This window comes from Erwinia sp. E602 (genome assembly GCF_018141005.1).
Classification (GTDB): Bacteria; Pseudomonadota; Gammaproteobacteria; order Enterobacterales; family Enterobacteriaceae; genus Erwinia.
The window spans coordinates 1,245,806-1,261,402 of sequence record NZ_CP046582.1 but is presented as its reverse complement, the minus strand read 5'-3'; the positions used below and the strand labels follow the sequence as shown (position 1 = coordinate 1,261,402).

General features: G+C 57.3%; 11 protein-coding genes and 2 pseudogenes. 5 read left to right on the top strand and 8 right to left on the bottom strand.

Annotated features, from left to right (window positions below; all coding sequences use genetic code 11):
* Positions 1-87: 87 nt before the first annotated feature.
* The gene (locus tag GKQ23_RS07130; protein ID WP_212410139.1) at positions 88-675 is read left to right on the top strand and encodes a TetR/AcrR family transcriptional regulator; all 588 of its coding nucleotides are present in this window, start codon (positions 88-90) and stop codon (positions 673-675) included.
* A gap of 484 nt (positions 676-1,159) precedes the next feature.
* Here the strand turns inward: GKQ23_RS07130 and GKQ23_RS07125 are convergent, their stop codons facing one another.
* The gene (locus tag GKQ23_RS07125; RefSeq protein WP_212410138.1) at positions 1,160-1,909 is read right to left on the bottom strand and encodes an SDR family NAD(P)-dependent oxidoreductase; all 750 of its coding nucleotides are present in this window, start codon (positions 1,907-1,909) and stop codon (positions 1,160-1,162) included.
* 203 nt (positions 1,910-2,112) lie between these two features.
* On the opposite strand from GKQ23_RS07125, the gene GKQ23_RS07120 reads away from it, so the two are divergent.
* The 3 genes from GKQ23_RS07120 (at position 2,113) to GKQ23_RS07110 (ending at position 4,136) form a co-directional block, all read left to right on the top strand.
* Positions 2,113-3,030 (top strand): LysR family transcriptional regulator, encoded by a 918-nt coding sequence (locus tag GKQ23_RS07120; protein ID WP_212410137.1) that lies wholly within the window; start codon positions 2,113-2,115, stop codon positions 3,028-3,030.
* 229 nt (positions 3,031-3,259) lie between these two features.
* The gene (locus tag GKQ23_RS07115; RefSeq protein ID WP_212410136.1) at positions 3,260-3,664 is read left to right on the top strand and encodes a nuclear transport factor 2 family protein; all 405 of its coding nucleotides are present in this window, start codon (positions 3,260-3,262) and stop codon (positions 3,662-3,664) included.
* A 79-nt stretch (positions 3,665-3,743) separates the two neighbouring features.
* Positions 3,744-4,136, top strand: a complete 393-nt coding sequence (locus GKQ23_RS07110; RefSeq protein WP_212410135.1) for a putative quinol monooxygenase — start codon at positions 3,744-3,746, stop codon at positions 4,134-4,136.
* A gap of 73 nt (positions 4,137-4,209) precedes the next feature.
* On the opposite strand, the pseudogene GKQ23_RS07105 reads toward GKQ23_RS07110, so the two are convergent.
* The 5 genes and pseudogenes from GKQ23_RS07105 to guaB form a co-directional block, all read right to left on the bottom strand.
* Positions 4,210-4,536, bottom strand: a pseudogene (locus tag GKQ23_RS07105) (integrase core domain-containing protein); the annotation flags it as partial.
* Between the two features lie 6 nt (positions 4,537-4,542).
* Positions 4,543-4,885, bottom strand: a pseudogene (locus GKQ23_RS07100) (helix-turn-helix domain-containing protein); the annotation flags it as partial.
* A gap of 18 nt (positions 4,886-4,903) precedes the next feature.
* Positions 4,904-5,893 (bottom strand): hypothetical protein, encoded by a 990-nt coding sequence (locus GKQ23_RS07095; protein WP_212410134.1) that lies wholly within the window; start codon positions 5,891-5,893, stop codon positions 4,904-4,906.
* A 233-nt stretch (positions 5,894-6,126) separates the two neighbouring features.
* Positions 6,127-7,707 (bottom strand): glutamine-hydrolyzing GMP synthase, encoded by a 1,581-nt coding sequence (gene guaA / locus GKQ23_RS07090; RefSeq protein WP_056238947.1) that lies wholly within the window; start codon positions 7,705-7,707, stop codon positions 6,127-6,129.
* A 76-nt stretch (positions 7,708-7,783) separates the two neighbouring features.
* A complete protein-coding gene (gene guaB, locus GKQ23_RS07085; RefSeq protein WP_056238944.1) occupies positions 7,784-9,250 on the bottom strand; it encodes an IMP dehydrogenase in 1,467 nt (488 codons plus the stop codon).
* 171 nt (positions 9,251-9,421) lie between these two features.
* On the opposite strand from guaB, the gene xseA reads away from it, so the two are divergent.
* Entirely contained in the window at positions 9,422-10,801 is a 1,380-nt protein-coding gene (gene xseA, locus GKQ23_RS07080; protein WP_212411643.1) for an exodeoxyribonuclease VII large subunit, read from the top strand.
* A gap of 490 nt (positions 10,802-11,291) precedes the next feature.
* Here xseA and GKQ23_RS07075 read toward each other — a convergent pair whose 3' ends face one another.
* Positions 11,292-13,724, bottom strand: coding sequence for a glucose/quinate/shikimate family membrane-bound PQQ-dependent dehydrogenase (locus GKQ23_RS07075; RefSeq protein ID WP_212410133.1), 2,433 nt, complete (start codon positions 13,722-13,724; stop codon positions 11,292-11,294).
* A 310-nt stretch (positions 13,725-14,034) separates the two neighbouring features.
* Positions 14,035-15,534 (bottom strand): ribosome biogenesis GTPase Der, encoded by a 1,500-nt coding sequence (der, locus tag GKQ23_RS07070; RefSeq protein WP_056238936.1) that lies wholly within the window; start codon positions 15,532-15,534, stop codon positions 14,035-14,037.
* Positions 15,535-15,597: the final 63 nt, after the last annotated feature.

Genomic DNA, 15,597 nt, shown 5'->3' with positions numbered 1-15,597 from the left:
GGACAATACATACAAAGCGTATGTTTAAGACTATAATCATACGCAGTGAATGTAAACAATCATACGAGATGTATGTAAGAGGTAATCATGGTTCGCCGTACACGTGCTGAGATGGAAGAGACCCGCGCCACCCTGCTGGCCACCGCCCGTACTTTTTTCTGTGAACACGGCTATGCCGCCACCTCGATGGACGATCTGACCGCCCACGCCGGCCTGACCCGCGGTGCGCTGTATCATCATTTTGGTGATAAAAAGGGGCTGCTGGCGGCGGTAGTAGAGCAGATTGATGCCGAGGTCGATGGCCGCCTGCAGGCGATTTCGGACAGCGCTGCAGACCCCTGGCAGGGCTTCCGCCAGCGCTGTCGGGCGTATCTGGAGATGGCGCTGGAACCCGAGATCCAGCGCATCGTACTGCGCGACGCCCGTGCGGTGCTCGGCGGGGCTACGCCGGAGTCGCAGCGCTACTGCCTGGACTCCATGCAGCGGCTGATTGCCGAAATGATGCAGCAAGGCATTGTGGCGCAAGCCGACCCGCAGGCGCTGGCCGCGCTGATCTACGGCAGTCTGGCAGAAGCGGCGGTGTGGATAGCCGGGGAAGAGGATGGCGATACGCGGCTGGAGAAGGGACTGGGGGCGCTGGAGCTGCTGTTAAAAGGGATGCTGGCGAAGGAGTAAGAGGACGAAAAAACTTGCAGGGATAAACACGGCTTTAGCCACTTCTTCCGGCTCACCGATCCTTACAAGCGACTAAATCAGTCTGATCATTCCGCCGGAAATCCATATGGATTTGGCCCTACTATACTGACGGTTTTGATAAAGTGACCGGATGCGCGCTTCATTTAAAAATCCTTTGATGTCTGGGGATGTTATTAAAGCCTGCTTTAACTATGCCACACCATATTAAAAGCTTCTTTAATAGAAGATGGCTTAGTTAAACATCCTTCACGGCGCTGGAGTTGCTGCTGCGGGGGAAGGCTGGTGAAGGTATAAGTCGCTTAAAAAGCTAACAGGTTCGCATACAGGCTAATGTGCAAGGTAGGGTTGCCAGGTGCCTGGCATCAGATTATCCCTAACATCTCCCCCTCAGCAGGGAGATAACGTTAAAAAGCCTCTGATGCCCGCATGAAAACAGTACCGCTGTATCTGAAATCTGAACCGGTCAGATCTGCGCCAGCCCGCCATCCACATACAGCTCGGTGGCATTAATAAAACTGGCATCGTCTGAAGCCAGGAAAGCCACGGCCTTAGCGACCTCTTCGGGCTCACCGATCCGCGCCAGCGGCACCCCGGTGGCCAGGCTGTCAAACAGCCCCTGACGGTGCTCCTCCGGCACCAGCCCACCCAGGCCTGGGGTACGAATCGGGCCAGGGCTCACCACATTGACCCGGATGCCGCGATCCTTCAGATCCAGCGCCCACGAACGGGCAAAGTTTCTGACTGCTGCCTTGCTGGCACTGTAAACGCTGAAACTGGCCGTGCCTTTGACGGCAGCCGTTGAGCCGGTCAGGATGACTGACGAGCCCTGTTTCAGCAGCGGCAACGCCTTCTGTACCGTAAACAGCAGCCCGCGCACGTTGGTGCCGAAGATACGATCGAAATGCTCTTCCGTAATCGCATCCAGCGCCATCATATCGCCACCGCCGGCATTCACATACAGGATATCAAGGTGCCCAGACTCGCCGGCAATGGTCGCGAAAACCCTGTCGAGGTCGGCTAATACCGCAGCATCCGCCTGAATACCGCTGGCCGCCGGGCCGATTGTCGCTACTGCCGTATCCAGCTCCTGCTGGCGGCGACCGGTAATAAAGACTCTGGCCCCCTGCTCAGCCAGCTCCTGCGCGGATGCCAGACCAATACCTGAACTTCCCCCGGTTACCAGCGCGATTTTTCCTGCTAATTTTTTACTCATGGTCTTTTTCCTCAACATAAATGGTTGATGTGTCATCTGTCTTTTCCAACCCGGTTTCACACGGGTCATCGCGGTTGCGCCACCGTTCCGCATTATGGTTAACATCACTGGCAAACCGGATGCTGCTGGCGATGAAACAAGCATATCGACGAACAGATGATTTCAAAATAGAATGAATTAAAACTCATCATTGCAGATTTGAAATGGCAAAATTTCCTGATTTTGAAGGGCTGGCGATGTTTGCCAAGGTGGCTGAAGAGGGGTCATTTGCCGCTGCGGCCAGAGCGATGGGCGTCTCCGTACCGACCGTATCGCGTGCCGTTGCGCGCCTGGAAGAACGGCTGGGCGGGCGGCTGTTCAACCGCACCTCGCGCCAGCTGGCGTTGACCGAATTCGGCCACAGCATGGCGGCGAAAGCCGCCGACATTTACCGCCAGGCGGAAGCGATAGAGAGCGAGGCCCATGAGCTCTCGGTGCAGCCGCGCGGCCAGGTACGCCTCGCCGTTCCCATGTCATTCGGGCTGCGCTGGGTGGCTCCGCTGATGCCTGAGCTGATCCGTCAGTTTCCGGAGCTGAGCGTCGATCTGCACCTCTCTGACCATTCAGTCGATCTGATAGCCGAAGGCTTTGATGCGGCGCTGCGTATTGCAGCGCTGCCGGACTCCTCGCTGGTGGCACGCCGCCTGTGCCCGGTGACGCAGTATCTGGTTGCCGCCCCCACCTGGATTGCCCGCCACGGCGCCCCTGACCACCCGCGGGCGCTCTCAGGGCTGCCCTGTTTCAGCTATGCCTGGCGGGCGCGCAGCCAGGTATGGCGCTTTACCCACACCAGCGGTGCGCAGGAGGATATCGTGCCCAACGGACCGCTGCGGGTCACCAACTCGGATGCTCTGCTCCCCGTACTGCTGGACGGGCTGGGTATCGCTGAGCTGCCGGACTTTATCGCCGCCGAATACCTGCGCGACGGCCGCCTGGTGCGGCTGCTGGATGAGTGGTCAATGACGCGGGGCGGGCTGTACTTTGTCACCCCCACCGCGCGAAGCCGACCGCTGAAGGTCAGAGTGCTGTCGGACTTTTTTGCGCAGCATCTGAGGGAAGCTCACTGGCATCGTAGTGAGTGAGTGAGTGAGTGAGTGAGTGAGTGAGTGAGTGAGTGAGTGAGTGAGTGAGTGAGTGAGTGAGTGAGTGAGTGAGTGAGTGAGCGGCGGGTACATTTACCACCGAAAGCAGCATTACATTTATGCAATGATGACTTTCATTCATTGCTGTTTTAGCGATTCCGGAAGTGATTTAAGGTGGTCTTACGCCGTAGTAACGGCCTGACCATCACGATTCCGGGAGCAGAACATCATGAAAACCGCCGTGCAGTTACTTCAGAACTACCTGGATGCTGTCCAGACCCCGCAACTTGCCGCGGCCCTGTTCGCCGACGACGGCGTGCTGGAACTGCCCTACCTGCAGACGCTGGGCCTGCCGCACCGGGCGCAGGGGCCACAGGCGATCGCGGCATTTATTGCCGGCCTGCTACAGAAAGTGCCTGATTTCCGCTTCCGCAATATCCAGTTCTTAATCGATACCCCTACCCAGGCGTTTGGCGAATACAGCGTTGAAGCCGCCATCGCCGGCACCGACCGCATCTATAAACAGACCTACGCAGGTCGCCTGGTCGCACAGCAGGGCAAAATCACCCTGTTGCGCGAGTCGCTGGATACGCTGGCGGCGTGGCGGGCGTTCTCCGGCGAGCCACAACACTGAACACCGCACCAGACCGAGAACCGACTGGCGCGATTACCGTCAGCCATCGCTTTCTTTCACTGAATCACAGGGAAAAATTATGAACACTATCACCTCCGACACACTTATCTCGCCGGCCGGCGATCACGATAAAACCCAACCGACAGCCATTATTGTCAGTGCTTACTATCGCGTACACCCGGATGACCGCCAGACCTTTATCGATGCCGTAACGCCTGAAATGCAGGCCGCGCAACAACTGCCAGGCTGCGTCTTTTATGCCTTTTCGCAGGATCTGGTGAATACGGATGCCTTCCATCTCTCCGAAGGCTGGGCAGATAGTGACGCCTACGAACGCCACGAACGCTCAGACAGCTTCCTTAAGGCGCTGGCGATCGTGGTAAAAAACGTGCGCATTCTGCACCGCGAAGGTATCCGCTACGACGTGGCGAAACAGCATATTGACGATCCTCGCGGGAAGGTGGCGTCGTGATTTGAGGGGGATTGTCGTGTGGGTAAGGCGAGGGACATGGATTTGACCCTATATATTCAGACGTTTTTCCTTCTCAGGGTTGAGATAATTTCCTGCGTATAAACTCCCACAGCGAACGATATCCCAGCGCACTGTGGGGATGGTGCTCATTGCAATGACTGAACGCTATCGACAGATTCTGTACCGCCGTTTCACTTTCCGGCTTTGGCATTACGCTGATGTAGTCACGCTTGATTGTCTTTACGAAGCTCTCTGCTATGCCGTTGCTTTCCGGGCTGCGAACAGCCGTTGTCCGCGGCTCCAGACCCAGCATCCTCGCGAGCGCACGCGTCTAATGGGCACGATACGCCGAACCGTTGTCTGTCAGCCATTCGACCGGCGTTAGCGGGAGCGGCCGCCCTCACGGCTGCCAGTCTGCGCCGATTCTTGGATTGAGGAGGATATCCACTTCATCTTCGTAAAACACCGGGTTTTTCTGGCTGCACTGTGCAAGAGTTGCGTGGATAGTGGCCATTTTTTCTTCTTTAATGCGGATCACAGATCCTGAGCGTCGGGCCAGCTCTTCGCCAGACCAGATCGGCCCAGGGAAGCCAGCGGCGGACGCGCCCGGGTGGCAGCGATTTCAGGCCATAGGTACCATAAAGAGTGAACCAGTTTATCCAGCGCCCCACGGATGAACGGGCGCAGCAGAGCGTTCAGGCAACCTCGCTGACGCTGTCTCCCCGGTCCAGCATCAGCAGGGCCATTATTACGAACAGCTATTTAGATCATCTTGGTTTTTTCACGTTACGTTTTTTTCTTCGACCTAATTCGCTCTCTGCTTTACGTTTGTTAAGAATATAGTGCACCTCACAAAACACACGATATTTTGAAAAGAAATGTTCAAAAGACTTATGCAAGTCCAGCGCCCATAAAACCCGCTCATCTTCAAATAAAAAGAAGTCACGCACTGCTTTGAGGTTTTCTCGCAGGTGAAATATATTATTCCTCAGCATTCTCAAAGCATCGTAATTCTTCTTCATTGCTTTACCTAATTCATCAGCAATTGGAATAAGCCTTTTAAAATTATCAGGTCGATGCTTTTCAAGCAGAACCCTTACATTCGATTTTTTAAACCCTTCACACACCACGGCTAAAAAACCTAGCCATGACGAGGCATATGACCGAAAGTTAACCTCGTCATTGATACTCACATAACCTTTACTATCGAATTTATCATTCATTTTCTGGTAGCTTTTAAACATCAAGTTTGCAATGGTAAAATGGTGAGTGCTCAATGTCAGAATTATATCTTTATTATTTATTGGAAGCATATCTCCAGGAAATCGATAATCTATATCAGCAGCATAAACTCTTGGAGCATTTACTAAATAAAACAGACAGGGTTCTGAATGTACCAATGCTCCTTCATTCAAAGCTGCCTTGAAACTAATCATCAAAGATTCTGTACTATTGAAACCATATTTGGCAATTTCATTCCCTGCAAATCGTATCAATCGCCACGAATCAAACCCACCAATTGCTCCGTCTTTGCCGAAGTCAAAATCGACTTCTCCGGAAATGAGGCCAACTGTACACCCAGCCCCATGCTTAAAAAAAGTAATCCCATCATCAAGATTTCTATTATAATAAAAATCAGATTCAATCCATTCAGCCACACTTGAAGGCATATTGATACCAGATCGCTGCATAAAAACCACAGCATCGAGGACGGATTTTTGAAAATCAGAAATTAAAGTAGCAAGCCCTTTATCCATCTTCCAGACCCTGTATATATTAAATTCAATGTCAAGACAGATACATTACCAGCAGCCACAAAAAAACATGATACAAGAGATGCTGTACAGCCCGCCGAAAAATAAACACTATAAAATTTGGTGTTAAAAAACTCACTACATGGCAGGAAATTCAAAGGATTAAAAAGCCCGTTTTTAAACGGGCTTAGGAATATTTTTTTTCAATTTTTATGCCGATCACTCCAGCAGCAGGATCACTCCCACTCAATCGTCGCCGGTGGTTTACCGGAAATATCATAAACCACGCGGGAGATGCCGTTCACTTCGTTGATGATGCGGTTGGAGACGCGGCCGAGGAAGTCGTACGGCAGGTGCGCCCAGTGCGCGGTCATAAAGTCGATGGTCTCGACCGCACGCAGGGAAACCACCCAGTCGTACTTGCGGCCATCGCCCATTACGCCAACGGAGCGTACCGGCAGGAATACGGTGAAGGCCTGGCTGACCTTGTTGTACAGGTCGGCTTTGTGCAGCTCTTCGATGAAGATCGCATCGGCGCGGCGCAGCAGATCACAGTACTCTTTCTTCACTTCGCCCAGTACGCGGACGCCAAGGCCCGGGCCCGGGAACGGGTGACGGAACAGCATCGCGTGCGGCAGGCCCAGCTCAAGGCCGATTTTGCGCACTTCGTCTTTGAACAGCTCTTTCAGCGGCTCAACCAGGCCCAGCTTCATCTCTTTCGGCAGGCCACCCACGTTGTGGTGCGATTTGATCACGTGCGCTTTGCCGGTGGCAGAGGCGGCAGATTCAATCACGTCCGGGTAGATGGTGCCCTGCGCCAGCCACTTCACATCCTGCAGCTTGGTGGCTTCTTCGTCGAACACTTCCACGAACACGCGGCCGATGATTTTACGCTTGGCTTCCGGATCGTTCTCGCCGGCCATCTGCTCAAGGAAGCGGTTTTCCGCGTTAACGTGGACGATATTCAGGCCGAAGTGGTTACCGAACATCTCCATGACCTGCTCGGCTTCGTTCAGGCGCAGCAGGCCGTTATCAACGAATACGCAGGTCAGACGGTCGCCGATGGCGCGGTGCAGCAGCATCGCGGTCACGGAGGAGTCCACGCCGCCGGAGAGGCCGAGGATCACTTTATCTTCGCCAACCTGCTCACGCAGGCGCTCGACCGCGTCTTCGATGATTTTGGCCGGGGTCCACAGCGCTTCACACTGGCAGATATCGCGCACGAAGCGCTCCAGCAGACGCTGGCCCTGACGGGTGTGGGTCACTTCCGGGTGGAACTGCACGCCGTAGAAGCGTTTTTCCTCGTTGGCCATAATGGCAAACGGGCAGGTATCGGTGCTGGCAACGGTAACGAAGTCAGCCGGGATGGCGGTGACTTTATCGCCGTGGCTCATCCACACGTCGAGCAGCGAATTGCCGTCGGCGCTGATGGCGTCTTCGATATCGCGGATCAGCGCGCTCTGGGTCTTCACTTCCACCTGAGCGTAACCAAATTCACGCTCGTTCGAGCCCTCTACCGCGCCGCCCAGCTGCATCGCCATGGTCTGCATGCCGTAGCAGACGCCCAGCACCGGCACGCCGGCGTTGAACACGTACTCAGGAGCACGCGGGCTGTTGTGTTCGGTGGTGCTTTCCGGGCCGCCGGAGAGGATGATGCCGTTCGGGTTGAAACCGCGGATCTGCTCTTCGGTGACGTCCCACGCCCACAGTTCACAGTACACGCCCAGTTCGCGCACGCGGCGCGCGACCAGCTGAGTATACTGTGAACCGAAATCGAGGATCAGGATGCGGTGTTTATGGATATTTTCCGTCGTCATTAGGCTATTCCAGGGCGATGTAAACAAAATGGGATGTAAAACGCCCGGCTGAGCCGGGCGGGGAAATCAGGGGTTATCAGGAACCCATGCGGTAGTTCGGCGACTCTTTGGTGATGGTCACGTCGTGGACGTGGCTCTCCTGAATGCCGGCACCGCTGATACGTACAAATTCCGCTTTGGTGCGCAGTTCGTCGATGGTACCACAGCCGGTCAGACCCATACAGGAGCGCAGGCCGCCCATCTGCTGGTGAACGATCTCTTTCAGGCGGCCTTTGTAGGCAACGCGGCCTTCAATGCCTTCCGGCACCAGCTTGTCTGCGGCGTTATCGGTCTGGAAGTAACGGTCGGAGGAGCCTTTCGACATCGCGCCCAGAGAACCCATACCACGGTATGATTTGAACGAGCGGCCCTGGTAGAGTTCGATCTCACCCGGGGACTCTTCGGTACCCGCCAGCATAGAACCGACCATCACCGCTGCGGCACCGGCCGCGATGGCTTTGGCGATGTCGCCGGAGAAGCGGATACCGCCGTCGGCGATAACCGGAATACCGGTGCCTTCCAGCGCTTCGACCGCGTCAGAAACGGCAGAGATCTGCGGTACGCCCACGCCGGTCACGATACGGGTGGTACAGATTGAGCCAGGGCCGATACCCACTTTCACCGCGCTGACGCCCGCGTCGGCCAGCGCACGTGCGCCGGCACCGGTGGCCACGTTGCCGCCCACGATCTGCAGGTCAGGATATTTAGCACGGGTGGCGCGGATGCGCTGCAGCACGCCTTCAGAGTGGCCGTGTGAGGAGTCGATCAGCAGCACGTCAACGCCGGCGGCAACCAGCGCGTCCACGCGCTCTTCGTTACCGGCACCGGCACCGACGGCTGCACCGACGCGCAGACGACCCTGCTCATCTTTACAGGCGTTAGGCTTACGCTCGGCTTTCTGGAAGTCTTTCACGGTGATCATGCCCAGCAGATGGAAGCTGTCGTCCACCACCAGCGCTTTCTCAACGCGTTTTTCGTGCATGCGGTGCAGCACCACGTCGCGGGCTTCGCCCTCTTTCACGGTAACCAGACGCTCTTTCGGCGTCATCACCGCGGAAACCGGCAGGCTGAGGTCGGTCACGAAGCGCACGTCACGGCCGGTGATGATACCGACCAGCTCGTTCTCGCCGTTGACCACCGGGTAGCCGGCAAAGCCATTCTGCTCGGTCAGCGCTTTCACGTCGCTCAGCGGGGTGGTTGGCAGCACGGTCTGCGGATCGGTGACGACGCCGCTCTCGTGTTTTTTCACCTTACGCACTTCTTCGGCCTGGCGTTCAATGGACATATTCTTGTGAATAAAGCCCAGACCGCCTTCCTGCGCCAGTGCGATCGCCAGATTGGCTTCGGTCACGGTATCCATCGCTGCGGAGAGCATAGGGATGTTCAGGCGAATGGTTTTGGTAAGCTGGGTGCTGAGGTCAGCCGTGTTTGGCAGAACGGTCGAGTGAGCAGGAACGAGCAGGACGTCGTCGAAAGTCAGGGCTTCTTTGATGATTCTTAGCATGGCAATATCTCAACCTCAGGGTGAATGAGAACTTGTAAAATATTGCCGCGGCATTATACAGGCCGTAATCGATTGCCTCCAGTACTTTTTACGAAAAACTCTTGATCCCTCCGCTGGGGCATGTAGTATCGGTTGATTAACCCTCTGATTTGAAATTTGATCTTCATCACAATGTCGCTACCGCCAACCGCCAATATTTTTACCGTCAGCCGTCTCAACACCACGGTGCGCAAGCTGCTGGAGATGGAAATGGGCCAGGTGTGGCTCAGCGCTGAGATCTCAAATTTCTCGCAGCCCTCTTCCGGCCACTGGTACTTCACGCTGAAGGATGACGGTGCCCAGGTGCGCTGTGCGATGTTCCGCAACAGCAACCGCCGCGTCACCTTCCGCCCGCAAAACGGTCAGCAGGTGCTGGTGCGCGCCACCATCACCCTGTACGAACCGCGCGGCGACTACCAGCTGATTGCCGAAAGCATGCAGCCCGCCGGCGACGGCCTGTTACAGCAGCAGTTTGAACAGCTGAAACAACGCCTCACCGCCGAAGGCCTGTTCGAACAGGCTCACAAACAGCCGCTGCCCACCCCGGCACGCCGGGTGGGCGTCATCACATCCCCCACCGGTGCTGCACTGCACGACGTGCTGCACGTGCTGCAGCGCCGCGACCCGTCGCTGCCGGTGGTGATCTACCCGACCCAGGTACAGGGCGCAGAAGCGCCCTCAGGCATCGTACGGGCCATTGAACTGGCTAACGCCCGCAACGAGTGCGACGTCCTGATCGTCGGCCGCGGCGGCGGCTCGCTGGAAGACCTGTGGAGCTTCAACGACGAACGCGTCGCGCGCGCCATCTTCGCCAGCCGCATCCCGATCGTCAGTGCCGTCGGCCACGAAACCGACGTCACCATCGCCGACTTTGTCGCCGACCTGCGCGCGCCCACCCCCTCGGCCGCCGCCGAACTGGTCAGCCGCAACCAGCTGGAACTGACACGCCAGCTGCAGTCACAACAGCAGCGGCTGGAAATGGCGATGGATTACTACCTCGCCCAGCAGCAGCGCAGCTTCAGCCGCCTGCAGCACCGTTTACAGCAGCAGCACCCCCAGCTGCGCCTCGCCCGCCAGCAAACCGCGCTGATCAAGCTACAGCGCCGCCTGGACGACGCCGTGCAGCTGCGCCTGCGCCAGGCCAGCCGCCAGCAGGAACGCGCCCAACAGCGCCTCAGCGCCATCCGCCCCGAACTGCGCTTAGAGCGCGCCCGCCAGCACCTCCAGCAGTGGCAGCACCGCCTGCAGCAGGCCCTGACCCAGCAGCTCAACGCCAGCAAACAGCGCTTCGGCAACCTCACCGCCCAACTCGACGGCGTCAGCCCGCTGGCCACCCTCGCCCGCGGCTTCAGCGTCACCACCGCCGCCGACGGCGAAGTCATCAAAAAAACCACCCAACTCAAGACCGGCGACACCCTGAAAACCCGCCTCGACGACGGCTGGGTCGAAAGCGAAGTCACCGCCCTCACCCCAACAAAGAAACCCCGCAAACGCGCCGCCCCGAAGCCCTGAAAAGCGCAGCCCTTAACAACCAGGCACCGCAGCAGCCCATTTTTCGGGAGGGCAGCGGGATGAGCCCGGAGCGGGGTAACCCGCGCAGGGTCGCCCGCTGACAGGCCCGGTGTATCTCAATCAACCAGACAACGAGCCCTTATCCCCAGAAAACCCGGCACTCCATTTTTCGGGAGGGCAGCGGGATGAGCCCGGAGCGGGATAACCCGCGCAGGGTCGCCCGCTGACAGGCCCGGTGTATCTCAATCAACCAGACAACGAGCCCTTATCCCCAGAAAACCCGGCACTCCATTTTTCGGGAGGGCAGCGGGATGAGCCCGGAGCGGGATAACCCGCGCAGGGTCGCCCGCTGACAGGCCCGGAGTATCTCGATCCAACAGGCAACGATCCCTTGACCTGAACCTGAACCTGAACCTGAACTTTTCATCAGGCAAAAAAAAGCCCCTCCGCAATGGAAGGGGCCTGATTCAGCTCGACGAATTAACCGGGCTTACTTATCCAAACCGTATGCAATCACATAATCACCACGGTCCGGCGACTGACGCGCCCCGCCCGCAGAAATCAGAATATACTGCTTACCGGTCTTCGGTGACACATAGCTCATCGGGCCACCCTGACTACCCACCGGCAGACGTGCTTTCCACACCTCCTTACCGGTTGAACTGTCAAACGCACGCAGATAGTAATCCTGCGTACCGGCGATAAACACCAGGCCACCCTGAGTCGCCAGCGTACCGCCCAGCGTAGGCATACCCACCGGCATCTGCGCCTTCATCTTAATACCGAACGGACCGGTATCCTGCACCGTACCCACCGGCACCTGCCAGACGATCTTCTGCGTCTTCAGATCGATAGCGGACAGCGTACCAAACGGTGGCTTCTGGCACGGAATGCCCAGCGGCGACATAAAGCGGTTCTTATTCACCGCAAACGGCGTACCTTTCAGCGGCACCGCGCCCATACCGGTATTCACCGCTTCGCCGCCGTTGCTGGCCGGACCACTGGTGGTTTTCGCCGGGATCATCTGAACCCACAGGCCCAGACGCATATCGTTGGCGAAGATATAGTGGTTGTTCGGATCGGTAGACAGGCTGCCCCAGTTCATGCCGCCCAGGGAACCCGGGAAGCTCAGGGACATATCGGTACCCGGTACGGTGTACAGGCCGTCATAACGCATGGACTTGAAGCCGATACGGCAGGCCAGCTGGTCAAACGGCGTGGCACCCCACATATCCGATTCCGTCAGCGTACCGGCACCAATCTCAGGCATACCGACTGACTTCGGCTGGGTTGGCGTGTACTGCTCATTCGGAATATTGCCAGGCTTAACCGGCACTTCCTTCACTTCGGTCAGCGGCTTGCCGGTCAGACGATCCAGCACGTAGATCTGGCCCGCTTTAGTGCCGATCACTACCGCAGGTTTGGTAGAACCGTCTTTCTGCGGGAAGTCGATCAGGCTCGGCTGCATCGGCAGGTCGAAGTCCCACAGATCGTTATGCACGGTCTGATAAACCCACTTCTCTTTACCGGTAGTCGCGTCCAGCGCCAGGATCGAGGCACCGTACTTATGATCCAGCGCGTTACGGTTGGCACCCCACAGGTCCACCGACGAGCTGCCCATCGGCAGGAACACGGTGTTCATCGCCGCATCGTAGGACATCGGTGCCCACGAATTCGGGGTACTGCGCACGTAGTTCTTATCGCTGCTCAGTGACGCATTCGGATCCGGGTTGCCCGGGTCAAACGCCCAGCGCATCGCACCGGTCACTACGTCAAAGCCGCGCAGCACGCCGCCAGGCATGTCGGTCTGCACGTTATCGGCTACGCGACCGCCTACCACCACGGTAGTACCGGCCAGGGTTGGCGCGGAGGTCAGCTGATACTGCGGGTCTGGCGCATCGCCCAGGCCGGCTTTCAGATCAACAAAACCTTTGTTACCAAAGTTCTGGCACAGCTCGCCGTTGTCGGCGTTAACCGCCACCAGACGTGCGTCGATGGTGTTCATCAGCAGGCGACGCTGGCAGGTATCACCGGCGGCCAGGCTCACCGCAGGAACCGGGGTAGAGTCCGGCACGGTTGGCTGCTGCAGCGGTTTGGTGGCGTCAAAATAAGCCAGACCACGGCAGCGGTTCCACACCTGGGACTGCGCGTTGATCTCGGTTTTCCACAGCTGCTTACCACTGTCGACGTCCACGGCGATAATGTTGTTGTGCGGCGTACACAGGAAGATGCGATCGCCAACCTGCAGCGGAGTCTGCTGATCTTCCGCGCCGTTACCGGTCGGGCTAATTGGCGTATCGCCGGTGTGGAAGGTCCATACCGGTTTCAGATCTTTCACGTTATCGCGGGTGATCTGGTCCAGCGCCACAAAGCGGCTGCCGCCGGCGGTGTTGCCGTAGTTATCCCAGTCTTTCTGCTGCTTGCTCTTATCGACCGGCACCAGCGGCAGTTCCTGACCGGCAAACGGCACGGTCGGGTGCGGCTGGAACATGCCCCAGAAGGTCGCCAGCAGGCCCACCACCAGCACGGCGCTGAAGCCGTAAGCGGGTTTAGCCAGCGTGGTTTTGCCTTCGCGCTTGCGCAGCGCGGGCAGCGTGATCAGCGCCAGCAACAGCATGCCGGCGAAGAACACCACGCGGGAAACCAGCGGCCAGAAGTCAAGGCCGACGTCGGCCAGCGCCCAGATCGCGGTACCGACGGCGGCCACCGCAAACAGGGTGACGGCTGAGGATTTACGACGGAAGAACTGCACGGCAGAAGCCAGCGTCACCAGGCCGGCCAGTACGAAGTACCAGCTACCGCCGAGCGAGATCAGCTTACCGCCGCCGATGATGAAATAGAGGCCTGTTGCAAGGAGAATGATTCCCAGCAGGAAGCACCACAAGCCCAGCCCTTTCGCTGACCCTGCATTTGTCTGAGGCATACAGAAATACTCCTGGAGAAAATAAGGCGCGAGTCGCTAAGACCTTATTTTTATTAACATCGTACACGGGTATAACCCGTCCTGCTTTACAAGCAACTGCCGCTATGGCACGGCTGGCGCGCCGGGGCACTGCTGGAAAGCGGCAGGATTGTACCACCAGGTTCATAATTTAATAAACAGAAAATTAACAACCCCTGTATGACTGCGCTCCCTGCTATTGGGTATAGCACAAAATGATTAACTGCATATTTTCCAGGGTTAACACTTTTTTGTGCCCAGCAAAAAGGGCCCCTCGGGGCCCTTTGCGGTATTAACGTTTGTTCTTTTTCAGATGGCTCATCAGGCGCTGACGTTTACGCTGCTGAGTCGGGGTCAGCAGGTTACGCTTACCTTCATACGGGTTCTCACCCTCTTTGAACTGGATGCGGATCGGCGTACCCATTACCTTCAGTGAACGACGGAAGTAGTTCATCAGGTAGCGCTTATAGGAGTCCGGCAGATCCTTCACCTGGTTACCGTGGATCACCACAATCGGCGGGTTATAACCACCGGCGTGGGCATATTTCAGCTTCACGCGGCGGCCACGTACCAGCGGTGGCTGGTGATCGTCAGTCGCCATATTCATGATGCGCGTCAGCATCGAGGTGTTCACGCGGCGGGTGGAACAGTCGTAAGCTTCGGTTACCGACTCAAACAGGTTGCCCACCCCGCTGCCGTGCAGCGCGGAGATAAAGTGGATGCGGGCGAAGTCGATAAAGCCCAGACGGAAGTCGAGGTTCTCTTTCACCTCTGCACGCGCTTCCTCTGTCATGCCATCCCACTTGTTGACCACAATCACCAGCGAACGCCCGCTGTTGAGAATAAAGCCCAGCAGCGACAGATCCTGATCGGAGATGCCTTCACGGGCGTCGATCACCAGCATCACTACGTTGGCATCTTCAATCGCCTGTAGCGTTTTGATCACCGAGAACTTCTCTACGGTGTCGGTGATTTTGCCGCGCTTACGTACCCCGGCGGTGTCGATCAGAATATATTCACGTTCGTCACGTTCCATCGGGATATAGATACTGTCGCGGGTAGTGCCCGGCATGTCGTACACCACCACGCGCTCTTCACCGAGAATACGGTTGGTGAGCGTTGATTTACCGACGTTCGGGCGGCCAACGATAGCCAGCTTGATCGGTAGCGTGCGCGGGTCAAACTCCTCTTCGGGCTCTTCTTCCACCGCTTCGCCACGGGCTTTAGCGGCTTCACGCTCCAGCTCTGCCCAGTAGGCGGCGTTCTCTTCTTCTTCGGTGATTTCGCGCGGGTCGACTTCGTCCATCCACGGCAGCAGCACCATCTCCAGCAGGCTGGTGACGCCACGGCCGTGTGAAGCGGCGATCGGGTGGATCTCGCCCAGGCCCAGCGACCAGAAGTCGAGCACGGCGGCATCGGCATCCAGACCGTCGGTTTTATTGGCCACCAGGAAGGTTGCCTTTTCACGGGAGCGCAGGTGCTTAGCAATGGCCGTATCGGCGGGCATCAGACCGGCACGGGCGTCTACCATAAACAGCACCACGTCGGCTTCTTCAATCGCCAGCAGCGACTGTTCGGCCATACGCGTTTCCACGCCCTCTTCGGTGCCATCGATACCGCCGGTATCAATACAAATAAACTCACGCCCTTCGACCTCGGCGCGACCATATTTGCGATCTCGGGTCAGTCCAGGGAAATCCGCCACCAGCGCATCTCGCGTGCGCGTCAAACGGTTAAAAAGGGTAGATTTTCCCACATTGGGACGCCCGACCAGCGCGACCACAGGTACCATATTAAAGCCTCATAACTGAAAAATAGGGCCCGCTGCGAAGCGATTTTCTGTCAAACACAGGAT